The organism is Paenibacillus sp. CF384 (assembly GCF_900106745.1).
Classification (GTDB): domain Bacteria; phylum Bacillota; class Bacilli; order Paenibacillales; family Paenibacillaceae; genus Paenibacillus_Z.
Window position 1 is genome coordinate 93467 of sequence record NZ_FNNV01000001.1, and the last position, 17603, is coordinate 111069.

At 50.1% G+C, this 17603-nt stretch carries 17 protein-coding genes; 14 read left to right on the forward strand and 3 right to left on the reverse strand.

Annotated elements, in window-relative coordinates; all coding sequences use genetic code 11:
* Positions 1 to 198 precede the first annotated feature (198 nt).
* Positions 199 to 1914: an ABC transporter ATP-binding protein gene (locus tag BLW29_RS00445; RefSeq protein WP_090975368.1), complete on the reverse strand. Its 1716-nt coding sequence runs from the start codon at positions 1912 to 1914 to the stop codon at positions 199 to 201.
* 324 nt (positions 1915 to 2238) lie between these two features.
* Between BLW29_RS00445 and BLW29_RS00450 the strand changes: the two genes are divergently transcribed.
* The 13 genes from BLW29_RS00450 (at position 2239) to BLW29_RS00510 (ending at position 14703) form a co-directional block, all read left to right on the forward strand.
* Positions 2239 to 3237: a mannonate dehydratase gene (locus BLW29_RS00450; protein ID WP_090975369.1), complete on the forward strand. Its 999-nt coding sequence runs from the start codon at positions 2239 to 2241 to the stop codon at positions 3235 to 3237.
* A gap of 112 nt (positions 3238 to 3349) precedes the next feature.
* Positions 3350 to 4030, forward strand: a complete 681-nt coding sequence (locus tag BLW29_RS00455) for a response regulator transcription factor (protein WP_090975370.1) — start codon at positions 3350 to 3352, stop codon at positions 4028 to 4030.
* Positions 4014 to 5324 carry a sensor histidine kinase gene (locus BLW29_RS00460; protein ID WP_090975371.1) on the forward strand — a complete coding sequence of 437 codons (1311 nt, stop codon included), beginning with the start codon at positions 4014 to 4016 and terminating at the stop codon, positions 5322 to 5324. The genes BLW29_RS00455 and BLW29_RS00460 overlap by 17 nt, the downstream gene beginning before the upstream one ends.
* A gap of 141 nt (positions 5325 to 5465) precedes the next feature.
* Positions 5466 to 5942, forward strand: coding sequence for a hypothetical protein (locus tag BLW29_RS00465; RefSeq protein ID WP_090975372.1), 477 nt, complete (start codon positions 5466 to 5468; stop codon positions 5940 to 5942).
* Between the two features lies 1 nt (position 5943).
* Positions 5944 to 6618 (forward strand): PspA/IM30 family protein, encoded by a 675-nt coding sequence (locus tag BLW29_RS00470; RefSeq protein ID WP_090975373.1) that lies wholly within the window; start codon positions 5944 to 5946, stop codon positions 6616 to 6618.
* 155 nt (positions 6619 to 6773) lie between these two features.
* Positions 6774 to 7964: a glycosyltransferase family 2 protein gene (locus BLW29_RS00475; protein ID WP_090975374.1), complete on the forward strand. Its 1191-nt coding sequence runs from the start codon at positions 6774 to 6776 to the stop codon at positions 7962 to 7964.
* Positions 7965 to 8189: 225 nt separating this feature from the next.
* Positions 8190 to 9200 (forward strand): LacI family DNA-binding transcriptional regulator, encoded by a 1011-nt coding sequence (locus BLW29_RS00480; RefSeq protein WP_256208244.1) that lies wholly within the window; start codon positions 8190 to 8192, stop codon positions 9198 to 9200.
* Positions 9201 to 9235: 35 nt separating this feature from the next.
* Positions 9236 to 10060 carry an ABC transporter permease gene (locus BLW29_RS00485; protein ID WP_090975376.1) on the forward strand — a complete coding sequence of 275 codons (825 nt, stop codon included), beginning with the start codon at positions 9236 to 9238 and terminating at the stop codon, positions 10058 to 10060.
* Between the two features lie 39 nt (positions 10061 to 10099).
* Positions 10100 to 11134: an ABC transporter ATP-binding protein gene (locus BLW29_RS00490; protein ID WP_090975377.1), complete on the forward strand. Its 1035-nt coding sequence runs from the start codon at positions 10100 to 10102 to the stop codon at positions 11132 to 11134.
* A gap of 72 nt (positions 11135 to 11206) precedes the next feature.
* A complete protein-coding gene (locus BLW29_RS00495) occupies positions 11207 to 12409 on the forward strand; it encodes an extracellular solute-binding protein (RefSeq protein WP_090975378.1) in 1203 nt (400 codons plus the stop codon).
* A complete protein-coding gene (locus BLW29_RS00500; protein WP_090975379.1) occupies positions 12409 to 13251 on the forward strand; it encodes an ABC transporter permease in 843 nt (280 codons plus the stop codon). Before BLW29_RS00495 ends, BLW29_RS00500 begins: the two co-directional genes overlap by 1 nt.
* Before the next feature lie 50 nt (positions 13252 to 13301).
* Positions 13302 to 14057 (forward strand): glycerophosphodiester phosphodiesterase, encoded by a 756-nt coding sequence (locus tag BLW29_RS00505; RefSeq protein WP_177186412.1) that lies wholly within the window; start codon positions 13302 to 13304, stop codon positions 14055 to 14057.
* A gap of 100 nt (positions 14058 to 14157) precedes the next feature.
* Positions 14158 to 14703 (forward strand): hypothetical protein, encoded by a 546-nt coding sequence (locus tag BLW29_RS00510; RefSeq protein ID WP_090975380.1) that lies wholly within the window; start codon positions 14158 to 14160, stop codon positions 14701 to 14703.
* Positions 14704 to 14766: 63 nt separating this feature from the next.
* Here the strand turns inward: BLW29_RS00510 and BLW29_RS00515 are convergent, their stop codons facing one another.
* Together BLW29_RS00515 and BLW29_RS00520 are read right to left on the reverse strand one after the other, a co-directional pair.
* The gene (locus tag BLW29_RS00515) at positions 14767 to 15507 is read right to left on the reverse strand and encodes an SDR family oxidoreductase (RefSeq protein WP_090975381.1); all 741 of its coding nucleotides are present in this window, start codon (positions 15505 to 15507) and stop codon (positions 14767 to 14769) included.
* Positions 15508 to 15569: 62 nt separating this feature from the next.
* Positions 15570 to 16055, reverse strand: a complete 486-nt coding sequence (locus tag BLW29_RS00520) for a DinB family protein (RefSeq protein ID WP_090975382.1) — start codon at positions 16053 to 16055, stop codon at positions 15570 to 15572.
* Between the two features lie 371 nt (positions 16056 to 16426).
* Here BLW29_RS00520 and BLW29_RS00525 point away from each other — a divergent pair, with 371 nt between their 5' ends.
* Entirely contained in the window at positions 16427 to 17449 is a 1023-nt protein-coding gene (locus tag BLW29_RS00525; RefSeq protein ID WP_090975383.1) for a zinc-dependent alcohol dehydrogenase, read from the forward strand.
* The last annotated feature ends 154 nt before the right edge of the window (positions 17450 to 17603 follow it).

Sequence of the window (17603 nt, forward strand, 5' to 3'; positions counted from 1 at the left end):
ATGACCATTTTACCTGTGCTATTATTATTTTAGTTTGGTTCGATGGCCCTCTACGATTCGTTAGAGGAATCAGCGATCAACAGTGGGTGGATAGCTGCTGACTGGGTTTTCATAAGACGGAGGAATACAATCTCTATTCCATCAAGAAGGAATAACTAGAGTAGGCAGCTAAGCCAATGTGAGAAAATCCGTTAAAACTTAACCGCCGAACTGCGCTTCGTGCAGCCTGGCGTAGACGCCGCGTCGCGCAAGCAGCTCGTCGTGGCTGCCTTCCTCGGAGATGCCATCCTCTGTTACGACGACTATGCGGTCGGCGTGGCGTATGGTAGCCAATCGATGTGCAATGATCAATGTCGTTCGGTTCCATGACAGATCCTCAAGTGACTGTTGGATGTTTTGTTCCGTCTCAGTGTCTAGCGCTGACGTTGCCTCGTCGAGTATCAGGATCGGCGGGTTCTTTAGGAACATGCGGGCTATCGCCAGGCGCTGGCGCTGCCCACCGGACAGTTTGAGCCCGCGTTCCCCGATAACGGTGTCGAGTCCGTCTGGAAGCGTCTCTAGGAATAGTTCCAAATAGGCGTTCCTTGCAGCTTCTAAAATGTCGGATTCGGAGGCGTCGAGCCGACCGTAGACGATATTCTCACGGATCGTCCCGTTGAATAGAAACACGTCCTGCTGCACGAAACCGATTTGACTGCGCAGCGAGCGCTGCGTCATGCGGCGGATGTCTAGTCCGTCGATCAGGATCGCCCCGGCATCTATCTCGTAGAAGCGTGGAATGAGCGAGCATAGCGTAGATTTGCCGGCGCCCGACGGGCCGACGATTGCGATCGTTTCCCCTTGGCGAACTTGCAAATTCACATGCTGTAGTACCTTCGTGTGTCCCTCATATCCGAACGACACATTGCGAAACTCGATATCTCCGCGCAATCTCTGCACATCAACGGCTCCCGGCTCGTCAAGAATGTCCGGCTCCGTGTCCAACAGTTCGCACGAGCGCTTGAAGCCGGCCATCCCTTTTGGGTAAATATCCATCAAGGTATTGATTCGTTCGATCGGCTTTAAAAAGATGTTTACGTATAGAAGGAACCCGATAAATTCTCCGTAACTTAATTTGCCTTCATAGGAGAACCACGCACCTATAAGGAGTGCAAGCAAAGAAATAAGCCGCGTCATCAGGTACATGCCCGATGCATAGTACGACATCATCAAATTAGATCGCAGCTTTGCAAGCCGTAACCGATTATTGTTTTCGCGGAACGTTTCGACTTCGTGCGCTTCGTTGCCGAACGCTTTGACGACGCGAATGCCGGAAACGCTATCGTCGACGCGAGCGCTTATGTCGGCGATGCGGGAATACATGCTCCCAGCGACGTCATGCAACTTCTTGCTAAAATATACGATGAGCCATACGAGAACAGGCACGATTAGGCTCGTGATGAGCGCAAGCTCCCAATTGACCGTCAGCATGATGCCGAATGCCCCCGCGAACGTAAGGAGTACGATAAACAGCTCCTCCGGTCCGTGATGCGCCAATTCCCCGATTTCCCATAAATCGTTCGTTAGCCGTGACAGAAGCGAGCCTGTCTTCGAATTGTCGAAATAGCGGAACGACAGCTTCTGCACGTGCTCGAACAGCCGCTGGCGCATGTCGGTCTCGATGTTGATGCCGAGCTTATGTCCGAAGTAGCCGACAATAAAATTCAGCCAAGTTGTTAGCAGGTACAAGCTGAGCAATCCAACGCTGACCAGCACGATCATTGGCCAGTTGTGGCTAGGCAGCAGGGTATCGACCATCCATTGTACGGCGAGCGGGAATGCGAGCTCGAGCAGCGCGACGACTACGGCGCATGTTAAATCTATCGTGAATAACATCTTATATGCCGAATAATAGGCAATAAAACGACGAATCATGACCTCACCTCCAAATGACTTTCACCGAATTCACATAGACAAAAGCACACCTAAAGAAACCTGCCTTTACGGACAAGTTTACTCCTATCGTGTACGAACGCTATACAAGACTCTTCGGCTTAGTTGAGAGTGAGGAGCAGCATGCTGCAGATTCTCCTTTATTTCCCGATTTTTACAAACCTATCGTATCACCAAGGCTTTGTCCAAGTGAATAGAGAAAAGCAAAATCCGCAATCGCTGTATAGTTTGACATTTACTTTCTCACTTACTCGTACACTGTATTATTGAGCTTGTTCGATGCTAAATCGACGCGGAGGGATAACGATGAAGAAGAACATTCGGATTGCCTTAGGTCAAATGCAAGAGCTGACGCAAGAAACCATGACGTTTGCCAAGCAATTAGGCGTAACGAGCGTTCAGCTCAACACACCGAATCTTCCTGGCGAACACAGTTGGGATTTCGAGGATTTGGCTGCACTCAAGAAAACCTGCGATGATAATAGATTGTTTCTGGAATCCATCGAGAATGTTCCTATCCGCTTCTACGATAAAATCATGCTCGGTTTGCCTGGCAGAGATGAGCAAATCGAGAATTATTGCAGCATTATCCGTCACATGGGACGTGCCGGCATCCCGATACTCGGTCACCACTTTATGCCGAACTTTGTTTGGCGGACATCTTCGGAGCCGGGCAGGGGCGGGGCGATGTGCACGGCTTTCGATCTTGCGGTTGCAGCAAACGGCGTCAACCAGGTGAAATATGCTTCCAACCGCGAGGTGAGAATCCCTGACGAATCGGTCATGTGGGAGCATTATGCTTATTTCTTGAAGGCTGTGCTTCCTGTAGCCGAGCAATCAGGCGTGCGGCTTGCCTTACATCCCGACGATCCGCCGGTTGCCATGCTTGACGGAACGGCCAGACTTTTCTATATAGTGGAAAATTTCAAGAAAGCGGAATCTATCGCCAATAGCGATGCATGGGGACTGAATTTATGCCTTGGCTGCTGTTCGGAGATGGTCTACGGAGCCGCTAATGTCATGGAGATGATACGGTATTTCGGCCCGAGGAATAAGATCTTCTACGTTCATTTTCGCGACGTACAGGGCACGATGCCGAAGTTTCAAGAGTGCTTCCTGGGAGAAGGAAACTATCATCCGGCTGAGGTGTTGCGGGAGCTGAAACAATCGGGATTCACCGGATTCTTAATGGACGATCACGTGCCCAATGTCATTCATGATTCAGGATGGGGACATCGCGCGCGTGCGCACGCCGTTGGTTATATGCAAGGGCTGTTGAATGCTTTAGAGCTGCTGGAACGGTAATTCATGACCCTATTCGCCAATCTAGCGGATAGGGTTATTTTTTTACCGTATTTTAACCGTTTGTTTGGTATACTAACCTATTATCTCGGATGAAGCGGCGGGGAGCGTAAACGTGAATATTCTATTGGCGGAAGATGATAAGAAGCTCGGCAAGCTTGTCAAATATATGTTAGAGAAAAAAGGCGGCTATCACGTCGATTGGGTGGAGAACGGGGAGGATGCGCTCGATTACGCCCGTGGATCGGCTTACGATGTGCTCATCCTGGACTGGATGATGCCGTTCATGGATGGTGTGGACGTATGCAAACGACTGCGAGGCGAGAATTACGGACAAGCCATCGTCCTTCTGACGGCTAAGGATTCGCTGCAAGATAAAATCTTCGGCCTCGATGCAGGAGCAGACGATTATCTGACGAAGCCTTTCGAGATGGATGAGCTGCTCGCTCGCCTCCGTGTGCTGGCACGGCGGAATTTTGCTCCGCGGAAGCTGGATATTGTGACGTTCAGACATTTTACGCTTAATCGTACCTCACATCAGCTATCGCGAGACGGCGAGGAGATTCTGCTTAGCCCGAGGGAATATCAGCTGCTCGATTTCTTCTTGCAGAACACCGGCAATGTGCTGACGAGAGAGGCGATTCTCAATCGCATCTGGGGGCTCGGCAGTGATGTCTCCTACAAGAACGTCGATGTTACCGTGAAGATGCTCCGGGACAAACTGGACGATTCCGGTAAGGAGCCGGTCATTCACAGCATCAGGGGGGTAGGCTACCGGTTTGAAATGGACGCATAAGAAGGGAAAGAAGCGCGACTTATTCCAATACACGCAAAGGAAGCTCACGGTTACTTATACGTGGCTTATTATCTTGTTTCTGGTGTTATTCTCGATCATCGTATCGCTCTTCTTCATCATCATGGCTTACCAAGAGCAGAGCAATTCGCTTCGCACGACCATGTATGCGACCGAGGACGGCCGCGTTGTCGTTCCGGATTTGGAGAACAGCCGCGGCGATGATTTGTTTTTCTTCTATGTGCTGGATAATCGCGGTCAAGTGCTTGCTCAGAGCGATGCGATACCGGAGCTTAACGACCGCAATTTGGAGGAGATCGAAGAGTGGCAGCCGGAAGGGGATACGTTTCGGTTACGCTGGCAGCCGGAACATCAACGACGTTACGGTGATCTTCTGATTCGAACGGATGATCGGCTGCTCTTCGTTGGCGCGCATCCGATTATGACGACGAATGGACCGGCGACGATCTTTGCAGCGAAGGATGTCACGTTTTATTGGGATATTCTCCGGAATCTAATCATCGTGTTCATCATAATTCTTATTCTGTTCATCTTTGCAGCCGTCAAACTCAGTTCGTCTATGTCCAGTAAAGCGATGATTCCGATTCAACAAACGTTCAAGCAGCAGCAGCAGTTTCTGGCGGATGCATCTCATGAACTGCGGACGCCGCTCAGCATTATGAACACCTCACTCGATGTAATTGAGTTGGAGAACGAAGATACCATTACGCCGTATTCGAAGGAAGTCGTTTCGGATATGAAGGAAGAGATTGGCCGAATGAGCCGTATGGTGCAGCATTTGCTGTTGCTCGCAAGGTCCGATGTAGGCTCAGTTGAGTTCGAAATGAGCACTTTCGACATTGCACCTAAGCTCCGCCAATGGGTGCTTGCTTTCGAAGGCGTTGCTCAGATGAAAAGGATTAAGCTGCGGACGATGCTGCCGGAAACGCTGACCGTGAAAGGCGATCCCGAACGATTGAAGCAGCTGGTCTATATTCTGCTGGATAATGCGATCAAATACACGCCTGAAGAAGGGAAGGTCGACGTTGGCCTTGACCCCAACCCAAGGCAGTGGCGGATCATTGTCCGGGACAGCGGAATAGGCATTGCCGATGCGGATCAGCCACGCATCTTCGACCGGTTCTACCGGGTCGAGAAGCATCGCTCTCGTGAAGAAGGCAGTGCAGGGCTGGGGCTCGCGATTGCGAAGCAAATCGTGATTGCCCACCGAGGTTCGGTTGTTCTCGAGAGTTCGCCGGGGAAAGGAAGCACTTTCTCGGTGGAGTTTCCCGTATAGCTTACTATGAAGACGAGCATCCCTTTCTCTTGGGACGATGAAGAGGAAGGGGATTTTTTTACCCTTTACCGTACTTTTACTATTGGCCGATATAGTTGGTCCTGTAGAGACAAGATCACTGAGTTGAAAGGATGATTAAGCGTGAGACGCGTGAGACCTTGGGTGAAGAATGCGCTGCTGGTAGCCGTCATCGTCGTTGCTGTAGGAGCCGGCTTAAGTACAATGGCAGGTGGGCATGAAGATGAAGAGATTGTGAGGGTGAGTCAGGAGTTTCATGGCAGGCCTGTAGACAACATGAAGGTTGAGATAAGAGGTGGAGAGGTCGGGGCTGTGCCGGCTTTACGCGGTGAAGCTATGACTGTGCCAGGACCGCCGCCGGTGCCTGTATTACGAGAGGGCGGTATGCACATCGAACGTGGTCATGAACATGGTATCAGTCCGGGCGTAGCGGTAGGCGGAATCATTCTGATTGTCGGACTTTTATTGTTCTGGATAAGCCGGAGAGCCAAGCGGCCTAGAGTAGCAGATGGGGCGAATGTACTGACAAGCATTCCGTCGGCATCGGACTTCCTGGACCAATGGGAAATGCAGCAAAACCAAACAAAGGAGTCGAAATAAGATGGGAATCTTCAAACGGATCAAAGATGTGTTTCTGGCCGAAACGAACGGACTGATCGATAAGTGCGAGAAGCCGCTCCATATGGTGAATCAATATATGCGGGAATTTGGCGTCGAGCTTGAGAAGGGGCAGCGAGCGCTGGCGCATCAGCTGTTCATTGAGAAGCGGCAAGCGGTGCTGATTGCGAATGCGGAGACGGCAGTTGAGAAACGGAGCCGCCAAGCGAGACTTGCGGTCGACCAAGGCGAGGATCAGATCGCGAAGCTGGCGCTGCAGGAGAAGCTGCTGCAGGAGAAGAAGCTGGCTGTCTACCGCGAGCAGTACGCAACGATCCAGGAACAGACTAACGTGCTGGAAGAGCGCATCGCCCAACTTCTGGTGCAATCGGAGGAGTACAATCATCGCCGCTTGTTGCTCGAATCCCGGGTTAACGTGGCAAGCTCCCTGAAGGAGCTGAACCAAAGTGTCGTATCGTTTCAGACGGATGGCATTGGCAAAGGATTCGCCCGCGCGGAGGAGAAAGTGCTAATGATCGAGGCGGAGCTGGAGGCCATGAATCATTTCAACACGCCGGCCAAACGGTCCGCGCCGCAGTATCTCGATCCGACGCTAACGGCGGAGATCGAATCATCGCTAGCCGAGTTGAAGCAGCAGCAACCCGTAGCAGAACAATAGCGTACAAGGAAGCAATGAGCCATTACCGGCTCATTGCTTTTTTGTTGTCTCGCGATCTATGAATAACTGCATCATTCGCATAAAATGTGCGCTCTTACTATCTCGGCTATGGTGATTCTTTCATAGATTACTATAAAGGGAAGAGGTGCAAAGGCATGGCGAAAGTCGGCGTAGTGATGCCGGTTTATTATCAGAACGAAACTTACATCCGAAAGGCGATTCAAACCGTACGTAATCAACAATATCGAAGTTTTACATTTCTGATTGTTATCGATGGGGCGCCAGAGCTGCTGCCGCTTATTCAAGAGTGCACCGCGGGAGATCCCCGGGTAACAATCGTTTCCTATCCGCTTAATCAAGGGGTCGCGTTTGCACTGAATTACGGCTTCGAAATCTTAATGGACCAAGGGTACGATTACTTGACCTGGGTATCGACGGACAACATCTATTACAGGCAATTCTTAGGCACATTAGTTAACGAATTAGATCGTGCGGGTCCTAATGTGGGCATCGTGTACAGCAGCTTCAATCAAATATTCGAAAATGGCGAGCCCGCTCATACGCCGGAATTTCTCCGTACGCTGCGCAATTGGCAGAATCGTCCCAAGGAAGCACTGCTCGATGGCTGCATTATCGGGCCTTCGTTTATTCACCGCGCGGAGCATTGCCGTCTCGTAGACGGATATCGGTTTAAATATATTCAAGACTATGATTATTGGTTGCGAATGACCGATTACTGCGATATCAAGTACGTGCCGATCGAGCTGATGGATTATCGGATTAATTCTCCGTTCAGCTTATCTACTCACATCGCAAACGATATTTCGAAGCACCGCTTATGCTGGAATGAGGTCCACAGGTCTCATTATGAAACGCGCCAGAGACGAAGCATACCGCTCTTATTTAGCGCATTGTTCATTGTGAAACCTGGCGAAGTCGCTCGCGCGCATACGGCGATTGGTAACATCATCGACCAGTACGAAACCAACTTCGAGCTGATCATCGTCAGTCTAACGACGCAAAGAGAAATCGAAGAAATTATAGAATTGTTTCATGACTCTCGTATTCGAATCTTTTATTATGTTAACCATTCGATTAACTACGCCTTGCACAAGGCGCTTGGGAAAGCAAAGGCGGAGTGGTGCATTATTTTCGACAGCGAGCATGCGCCTGCAGATGTTACATTTATTCGGACCCTGAAAGAATCGAACCTTATGGATGCGCAATCGACATCATCCGTCATTAACTACAACGGGGATATCACTTCATCGAGAACGATCGCTTATTTATATCAGACGATGACCGTTCGCTCGAGGATGCAGGCGTTTATACAAGCATCGTTATAAAAGGACTGCAGAAAAAAAGAGTAGTCATGAAATTTACACTTTACACAAAACCACCGAAATCAGGATAGATTTCGGTGGTTTTGCCATTTTCTTGGAGATTTATAGCGGTCGTTTTACAATTCCTTAGGCTTGATTTAACGCAGTAGAAACATCTGCTCATTAATCTATACATATGGGAACGTTCCCATGTGGGAACGGTCTCACAGCAGTGAAGGGGAGTGCAGCGTGGATAATCCGACCATCAAAGAAATCGCCCGGCGAGCCGGGGTGTCCAAATCTACCGTTTCGCGGATTATTTCCGGGAAGGGATATTCCAGTCCGGAAGCGCGAGATAAGGTGCTGGGGCTGATCGAGGAATTGCAATATAAACCGAATGCAGTCGCACGGGCTATGGTATCGCAAAGAACGCATAACATTGGGCTGCTCTTGTATAGACGAGATCATCCCATTGCTTCGCATCCCTTCTATGGCAAAATCGTCGATGCCGTCTTGTTGGAATCAGCACGATTGAACTATTCGATCTTCGTGACAACGGATCACGATATGTCGTATCGCTCGGCCGACTTCATGATCGAGAAACGGGTGGATGGGCTCATTCTGATCAGCCGGCTGCAGCAGAACGTCATTGATCATATCACGAATTTCGGTATCCCGTTTGTAATGGTGAACGGTTCGACAGATGTCGATGGTGTCATCCACATCGTGAATCAAGACGAAGAAGGCGGCAGGATGGTCGCCGAGCACTTGACACAGACCGGTCATGAACGAATATTCGTCATTGCGGGTCCTCAGAGTCATCGCAGTCATCATTTACGCTTGAAAGGATTCATGACTTCGATTAGGCAGGCCGGTATTCAAGAAACAGATGCGGCGATTGAATCCGCGGCAACCTCGACCTTCGGCGAAGGATACGAGATCATGAGCCGACAATGGGGTCAATTTCAGGAAGACGGGTATACGGCGCTCTTCGCCACGAATGACATGCTCGCTATCGGCGCGATGAAATTCCTGCTTGAGCAGTCCGTGCGAATTCCCGAGCAAGTGTCTGTAATTGGATTCGATGACGTGGATTTCGCGACCATGTTCTCGCCATCCTTGACGACAGTCAAGGTAGATACGGGGGAGATGGGCACCCAGGCTGTCCGGCTCCTAGACCAACTGATACGGCAAGAACTAAACATTGAACAACCTAGGCAGTTGACCCCGCGGCTGATTATCAGACAGTCAACCAAATAACCAGCTATCCATTCTGAAAGGAGCGATAACCCTTCATGCGTTGGTATTTCAAGGCACTTGGAACACGAAAAATCATTGAATTCATTGTGCTAGTCATCTTCGTTATCTTCTTTCTGGGACCGCTGCTGAACTTGGCCATTCTCGCCTTCACCGGAAAATGGAACTATCCGGACGTTATTCCGCATCAATGGTCCATGAAATGGTGGGCTTTCGTCTTCAAACAGGAGGACATCCCGCAATCCATCGGTTTATCCTTCTTGATCGCTTCCATTGTAACCGGACTGTCCATCGTACTATGTATCCCGGCAGCATATGCGTTCGCACGCATTCGCTTCCCGTTCAGTCGTTTCTTCTTATTCTCGTTTCTGCTGACCCATGCATTTCCTAAGATGGGGCTGTATGTCTCCATCGCGGTGCTTTTCTATAAGCTCGGCTTGATGAATACGCTGCTTGGCGTTGTCCTGATCCATATGATTAACGTGCTCATGTTCATGACTTGGATTCCGACCGCCGCCTTCCGGAATGTTCATCAAGCGCAGGAAGAATCAGCGAGAGACGTGGGAGCCGGACCGATTCGGGTATTTGTCAAAATCACCTTGCCAATGGCATTGCCCGGCATCATCGTCGCCTCGATCTTCACATTCCTTAACTCGCTCGATGAAGCGCAGGGCACGTTCCTGGTCGGTATTCCGAATTACAAAACGATGCCGATTGTCATGTATTCCATAATCAGCGATTATCCGGCATACGCCGGCGCGGTGTTTTCCATCATTCTGACCGCGCCGACAATCATTCTGCTGCTCGCCGCCAAACGATTCGTAAGCGCGGATGTCATGTCCAGCGGGTTTACGTTGAAATAACCAAGCAAATATCGCGTGACTTAGGAGGCCGTAATGAATATGGTTCAGATCCAACTCTCCGTTCAACAATTGTCCAAACGTTACCACACCGGTGAAGGTGTAACCTCAATCTCGCTTGATGTGCGAAAAGGTGAACTCGTTACGCTGCTTGGTCCTTCCGGCTGCGGTAAAACAACGGTGCTGCGCAGCATCGGAGGGTTTCTCGAACCGGACTCCGGCGATATTCTCATCGAAGGCGTGAGCGTGCTCAAGTCACCGCCGGAGAAACGTCCGACTTCGATGGTGTTTCAAAGCTACAATCTATGGCCGCATATGACAGTGTTCGATAACCTGGCATTCGGTCTTAAAATACGCAAGATGAAGAAGGCTGACATCCGCAAGGCGGTCGAAGACGTTCTGAAGCTTGTTCGCCTGCCGGACGCCGAGAACAAATATCCCGGTCAGCTATCGGGAGGACAGCAGCAGCGGATCGCGCTTGCCAGGTCCTTACTGTTGAAGCCCGCCGTTCTTCTGCTCGATGAGCCGTTCTCTGCACTGGATGCTAAGCTTCGGCACGAGATGCGGGAGGAGCTGCGCGAGATTCAGGCAGAGACCGGACTCACGATGGTATTCGTCACGCATGACCAGGAAGAGGCGTTGTCGATATCCGACCGAATCGTCGTCATGAATCATGGCAAAATCGAACAAATCGCTTCCCCGCAAGAGATATACGATCAGCCTAGCTCCCTGTATGTCGCGCAATTTATCGGCAAAATGAACTTTTTGAAAGGGGTGATTTCCGAAGGCCAAGTCACGGTAGGGAAGTTGAGGTTTTCAAATTCGAAATCGTTGTCCGGCGGGGGATGGCTGGCAATCCGGCCTGAAGATGTCATCATGTCGAACCAAGAAGAAGAGGGTTTACCCGGCATCGTTAAACAGATTATGGTTCTAGGCCACTATGCCGAAGTATCGATTCAATTACAGGAATACGGCGTTATTCGGGCTTTTCAACCGCGTGATGCCGTGAAGGAGCTTCATTCCGGTGACCGGATTTATGTCGGCTTCAAGAAAGTCATCACGTATCCGGAAGTCTAATCGAATCGAATGGAGTTTCAAGCGAGTCTCAAGCGAGATCCCACAAACCCAATGCCAAGGAGGCAATTAATCATGTTAAACAAGAAATCCGCCCTTACTTTACTGACGTTAACAACCGTTACAGCAGGTCTTCTCGCCGGATGTGGCAATACGAATAACTCGGAGAATGCCGACGCTGGTGCAGCAAACACGAAGCCGGCGAATGCGAACAGTACTTCGGCCGCGACGGATACAGCGGCTAAACCCGTTGAATTCAGCTTCTACTTCACGGGCTCCGAGAACGTTAAGAATCTTTGGGACACGCTTGTGCCTATGTTTGAGAAAGACCATCCGGACATCAAGGTTAAAGAGGTATATATTCCATCCGGTACCGGTGCACAACCTACTTACGACCGCATTCTTGCAGCGAAGCAAGCAGGCAAAGGCTCCGGCGACATCGATCTGTATGAGGATGGGCTGAGCAACGTCACGCAAGGACAGAAAGACGATCTGTGGGAAACGCTTGATGCGGCCAAAATCGGCAACCTCGCTTCCGTTGACGCGAGTACGATGAAAGACGTATCCAACCTGGCAGTACCGTATCGTTCATCCGCTGTTGTACTTGCTTACAACAGCGAGAAAGTGCAGACGCCTCCGAAATCACTGGATGAGCTGTTCACATGGATTAAAGCGAATCCGGAACGCTTTGCTTATAACGACCCGTCTACAGGTGGTGCAGGCAGCTCGTTTGTTACAACGACGTTGTACGACAAGCTCCCGGAAGATGCCATTCATAACTCAGATCCGGCCATTCAGTCGCAGTGGAACAGTGGCTTCGATACGCTGAAGGATCTCGGCAAATTCGTGTACGGCAAGGGCATTTATCCGAAGAAAAACCAAGGCACCTTGGATCTGCTCATCAGCGGCGAGGTGGACATGATTCCGGCTTGGTCGGACATGGCGCTTGAGCAAATCGGTAACGGTCAACTGCCGGCTACAACCAAAATTTCGCAAATCACTCCGGGCTTCAACGGCGGTCCGACGTACTTGATGGTGCCGAAGCTGTCCGAGAAGAAGGATGCGGTTAACGAGTTTCTGAACTTCGTGCTGTCCCCGGAAGCGCAATCGGTGGTCGTGACCACCATGCACGGTTTCCCGGGCATTCAGCTGTCGAACATGCCGCAGGATATCCAAGATTCCTTCAAAGGCGTGGCTGAAGGCTTCCGTACCTTCAACATCGGCGATCTGGGCAGTGAAATCAACAAACGCTGGCAAAGCGATGTAGCGGCGCAATGATGAAGAAACAAGTGAAAATGGGGATACTGGGATTGCTTCTGGTCATCCCCTCTTTTCTGTTGCTGTTCGTCACGGTCGTCATCCCAATCGCGGTTTCTTTCAAGGAGAGCCTGACCAATAAGGAGGGCGGCATCGACCTGTCGAACTATAAGTACTTGTTCACCGACAAGCTGATGCGCTCGAATATTATATTTTCGCTGGAAGTGACGGTAATATCGGTTGTGATCGTACTGATCGTCAGTTATGCGCTGGCTGCTTACATGCGGTTCAACAAAGGTAAATTAGTCGGTTGGATTCGGAATATGTATATGATCCCGATGTTTATTCCTACGGTCATCGCGACGTACGGATTGATTCAGCTGTTAGGCAACCATGGCTGGGTATCGCGCATTGTGCTGCTGCTTGGCGGCAGTAGTTTTCCTCGGATCATTTTCGATATGAAAGGCATTATTATTGCAAACCTATGGTTCAATATTCCATTCACGACCATGCTTCTTGGCTCAGCCTTGGCAGGGATTCCGGATTCAGTGATGGAAAGCGCGAAGGATGTAGGGGCGGGGAGACTTCGACTGTTCACTCGATTTATCATACCGCTCACCTACAAAACGCTGCTCGTGGCGGTCACCTTCGTCTTCATGGGCGTCATTGGCTCGTTCACTGCGCCGTTCCTGCTTGGTCCGAATGCACCGCAAATGCTTGGCGTGTCGATGGAGCAAATATTCGGTGTCTTTCAAGAGAAGGAGAAGGCTTCTGCACTCGCATTCTTCACCTTCTTACTATGTTCGTTCATGGGCTACTTCTACATTCGCAGCATGGTAAAGGAAGAGACAGCACGTTCGTAATGAAGGAATGGTATGATGATTTCAAGATGGCAGTGAGGAGTGTGTCAACAATGAAACGCAGATTTCCACTGATTACGGCTCACGCCGGCAGCATGAATACCGAGGCACATACCCTTTATTCGGTTCAACTCGGACTCGAGCTTGGTTCCGATGTGGTGGAAGAGGATATTCGGGTGACCAAGGACGGAATTCCTGTGCTGGCACATGACGATGAATGGCTGAACGCCGAACGGTTGAATGTGTCTATAGCGGGAATGACTTATGCGGAATTAAACGAATTTCAATTGGATGCTGAGCATGGAAAAGTCCTTCTTAAGCTGGAAGATATCCTGCCGCTCGTGAAAGCTTCCGGCAAAATCGTGAATTTGGACTTAAAGGTGGATGCGGCCATTGAACCTGCAGCGGCACTGGTCCACAAATTCGGTCTGTCGGATCATGCTTTCTTCTCGGGCTGCGAGTTCCAGCGGGCACTGATGGCGAAGATTCTACAGCCTGAAATGCGTAAACTCCTGAACACCAACGTCGAGCTGTTCAAGACCTTGCCCTACCTTGAGGCCATGATTCAAACTTGCGCGGATGCCCGCGAAGCTTCTTGCTTTGGCGTGAATATTTATCACGGCCTCCTGCGGCAAGAATTCGTGGAATACGCCTCAGGTTTAGGACTGCCTGTATATGCGTGGACAGTGGAGGATGAAACGCAAATGCGGCAATACGCGGAGTGGGGCGTTCATTCCATCACGACACGCAATGTTGCGGCATTAGTACGTGTGAAGCAGGTATTCCAGCCTGAACAGCCGTCTGTCTAAGCACTCAAGTTCAGCGACCCTTCCTAGTAGTCATACTTTCGACTATGAAAACATATCTATGAAACCATTGATAGTTTCGTAGTCTTAGGAGGTGGTTGAAGTGACCCATGAGCCTGTGTTTACGGTGGAAGAAGTCGCTATTATGCTAAATAAAGATAATCGCATTATTTACCAGTGGTTGGCAACGGGCACTCTGGAAGGGAAGCGCAGGACCAAAGGAAGAAGAAGCAGGTGGGCGATTCCCGCTTCCTCGGTAAAACCTTTTATCCCGAGCAGGTTAAGCGAACTCGATAAGGCTGTATTGGATATTTCGGCTAAAATCCTTGAATTGAAGGATCGACCCGTAAGCGAGTCAAGCATGGATCTCTTGGATGAGTTATTCATGCATTATCTCAGTCTCCAAGACGTCCAGGTGACGTACACTCCCGAAGAAGAGGAATTGAGAAAGCTCCGGTGCAACCGTATTGGGATCGTGACACAGGATTGCATCGGATGGGATAAGTTGGCTTTGCATCAATTAATAAAGTTGAATCGCAATGGGATCGTAAGCGATGTGTCGTTAAGTGAAATCTTAATCGCCAACGAGTGGGTAGCAGCCTATGAATACCTGACGAACGAAATTGTTTTTGTACGAGATGCAAGATAACCTCCAATGAGGAAAAAACGCCGGTGACCTGAATCAGGTGACCGGCGTTTCTATATTGTCGTATTAGAATTCTTGGGAAGTAGGACGCAGCACGATCTCGTTGATATCGACTTCCTTCGGCTGTTCGATGGCAAAGGCGATTGCCCTTGCCACTGCGCTTGCAGGAATCGCGGATTTGTAGAAATCCAATACTGTGGACTGTGCCGTGCCCGTGGTGTTAAACTTCAGGTCGCTGTCTACCGCCCCCGGTTCGATGGACGACACTCTTACCTTATCGCCGACTTCATGACGCAAGCCTTCGGAAATGGCACGTACCGCGAATTTCGTACCGGAATAAACGGTACCGCCCGGCGAGAAGACCTTAATCCCAGCAACAGAGCTGATATTAATGATGTGACCATCGCTTTGGGAAAGGAAACCTGGCAGCGTAGCGGCGATTCCATACAGGACCCCCTTGATGTTGATATCAATCATCGCATCCCACTCGTCGGTGTTTACTTCGGCCATAGGACGGATCGGCATTAGACCGGCGTTATTGACAAGCACGTCCAGTTTGCCGTATTCCGAAATGACCGCATCGACGACAGCCTTGAACTGTACTTTGTCTGTCACATCAAGCGGATAGGCGCTGGCTTGTCCGCCCGCCTCCTTAATCTGAGCAACGACCTCGTCGAGCTTGTCCTTCCGGCGTGCGGCCACAGCCACAATCGCTCCCTTGGATGCAAGGAGGCGGGCAGTTTCCGCTCCCAGACCAGTGCCTCCACCTGTGATTAGTACTACTTTGTTCTCGATACCTTCGCTCATATTAATTCTCCTCTATGAATGTATTAGGGCCATGCCCTTGTTGGACTTACTTAGACTTGATATTACTTCACGCTGAGGTCAACATAGAACGGCGCATTGGTCACGCCAAGTTCACGAGCATAGACGAATAGCTGCCCTTTATGATGAGCCTCGTGAGCGACTAGGCGATGGAACATTTCTTCAACCGGCTCCGTAATATCTACACCGTTAATGTTGATCGTTGCGATTTGTTGAAGATCCTCTTCAGTATAGGAGGCTAGTTTTTGCGCTGTCGCCTCAGTCAGTTGTTTAACGAGCTCGCGCGCTTCCGCAATAGTCGCAGGAACCGGCGGAATATTCATGTCGCGTTTATCGATTTGAGCGAAGAAGAACTCCGGCGTCCAAGCAAGATGATGGATAAGCTCAAGCGTTGTCCAACCGCCTTGCCAAGGCGTCCAGCTGCCGCTGGAATCGGGAAGTTGCGCGACGAGTTCAACCGTGCTATTATGATGCATTTTCCAGCCTTTCATGATTTTCTGGGATGCAGAAGTTGTTGTTGATGTTGTCATTCTAAATTCCTCCTCATGTTTAGTTGGCTAACGGATGATAGGCGTTACACATCTCGTTGCTCTAACAAGGCTTCAGCCTCGTGAACTCATTAATTCATATCGGCTGTGGGTTAAACTTTAACATTCCTCCGCCGGGGATTGTACTTCCACTTCGTTAGGAGGCAATAACTAAACATTATGAGGAGAGTAAGCAGCGGGAACAGCAAAGCTAAATCATATTGTTAACTGAGATGCCGCTTATCACTCATCATGAAATTTCGAATTCATTATAAATAAATTTATGGAACAATCTTTGCAGCAGTTTCGCGTGAAGTCTTATAATAGTTCTGTCGAAAGGAATAAATACGGTCTGACATGGGAGGATAAGTGGGATGAGAACGAAAGCGTGGTATGCAAAAGCGCCATTTCAATTCGAGCTGCGCGAGGGCGAGCTCACGGAGATCGGTGAGAACGAGGTCCTCATTCGCGTCAAAGCTTGCGGCATATGCGGGACGGACATGACTAGCGTGAAATCGGCTGCGGCGGATTGGGAAGCGATCGGTCATGAAGTCGCGGGGATTATAGTTAGCAAAGGGGCGCATGTCAGCCATCTGGAGGTTGGAGCTTCGGTGACGCTCGAGACTAGTACGTTCTGCCGGATGTGTGATTGGTGCCGGAATGGTCGCTATGATCTGTGCAACAAGGGGCCAAGCTTCTGGGGGCGGAATTTCTCGATGGGGTTCGCTGAATATATTGTCGCTCCCAAGGAGGTTGTCGTACCGTTCGAGGGAATATCCTTCGCTGTCGCGTCGCTCGTGGAGCCGTTAGGCGTAGCGATGGATCTAACAGAGACGATCGATATCCGCATGGGTGATGACGTACTGGTACTAGGTCTCGGTCCAATCGGCTTAATGGCGCTTCGTCTGGCGAAACTTCGAGGTGCGCGCAAAATCTACGCTGCGGCACGGTCTCATTCCGTTAAGCGTATTGAAACGGCGCTCGCATTCGGAGCCGACGAAATCATTTATACAGACAAGACACCACTCGAGACGTTCACCTTCGAACGCGGCGGAGTGGATAAAGTGCTCGTCTCGGCACCGCCGTCGACGATTCCATCGGCAATCAAAGCGGCAAGGACAGGCGGCGTGATCGGTTACATAGGCATCGAATACGGGGAAGGGGCAACGATCAGTTTCGATGCGAATGAATTTCATTTTAAGAAACTGCAGCTGAGGGCGTCTCATGCGACACCTGCGCTATTCTTCCCGAAATGCATTGAGCTCCTGAAATCAGGCGCCATCGATGGGGATGCTTTGATTTCACATACGTTCTCGTTGGACGAATTTCCGGGCGCGATGAAGCAGCTCCATGAGGATCGCGGCTCCGCGATCAAGATGGTCTTGGTCAACGAATAAATGAATAACAGAAAATTATATTCCATGAAATCCGCGAAATTTAGCGGATTATTTTGTTTTATGACGATTCCCGAATGCTGCTGGCAAAAGGTAGAGCACTTAAAGGAAAAAGGAGAACAATTGCTGAATAAAGAGAGTAATCAAGCCAGTGAAA

Excerpts from the sequence above, each read along its gene's own strand:
- BLW29_RS00520 (WP_090975382.1), bottom strand. The coding sequence starts at position 16,055 with ATGACAACATCAACAACAACTTCTGCATCCCAGAAAATCATGAAAGGC.
- BLW29_RS00450 (WP_090975369.1), top strand. The coding sequence starts at position 2,239 with ATGAAGAAGAACATTCGGATTGCCTTAGGTCAAATGCAAGAGCTGACG.
- BLW29_RS00445 (WP_090975368.1), bottom strand. The coding sequence starts at position 1,914 with ATGATTCGTCGTTTTATTGCCTATTATTCGGCATATAAGATGTTATTC.
- BLW29_RS00485 (WP_090975376.1), top strand. The coding sequence starts at position 9,236 with ATGCGTTGGTATTTCAAGGCACTTGGAACACGAAAAATCATTGAATTC.
- BLW29_RS00470 (WP_090975373.1), top strand. The coding sequence starts at position 5,944 with ATGGGAATCTTCAAACGGATCAAAGATGTGTTTCTGGCCGAAACGAAC.
- BLW29_RS00495 (WP_090975378.1), top strand. The coding sequence starts at position 11,207 with ATGTTAAACAAGAAATCCGCCCTTACTTTACTGACGTTAACAACCGTT.
- BLW29_RS00500 (WP_090975379.1), top strand. The coding sequence starts at position 12,409 with ATGAAGAAACAAGTGAAAATGGGGATACTGGGATTGCTTCTGGTCATC.
- BLW29_RS00505 (WP_177186412.1), top strand. The coding sequence starts at position 13,302 with ATGAAACGCAGATTTCCACTGATTACGGCTCACGCCGGCAGCATGAAT.
- BLW29_RS00525 (WP_090975383.1), top strand. The coding sequence starts at position 16,427 with ATGAGAACGAAAGCGTGGTATGCAAAAGCGCCATTTCAATTCGAGCTG.
- BLW29_RS00515 (WP_090975381.1), bottom strand. The coding sequence starts at position 15,507 with ATGAGCGAAGGTATCGAGAACAAAGTAGTACTAATCACAGGTGGAGGC.
- BLW29_RS00475 (WP_090975374.1), top strand. The coding sequence starts at position 6,774 with ATGGCGAAAGTCGGCGTAGTGATGCCGGTTTATTATCAGAACGAAACT.
- BLW29_RS00490 (WP_090975377.1), top strand. The coding sequence starts at position 10,100 with ATGGTTCAGATCCAACTCTCCGTTCAACAATTGTCCAAACGTTACCAC.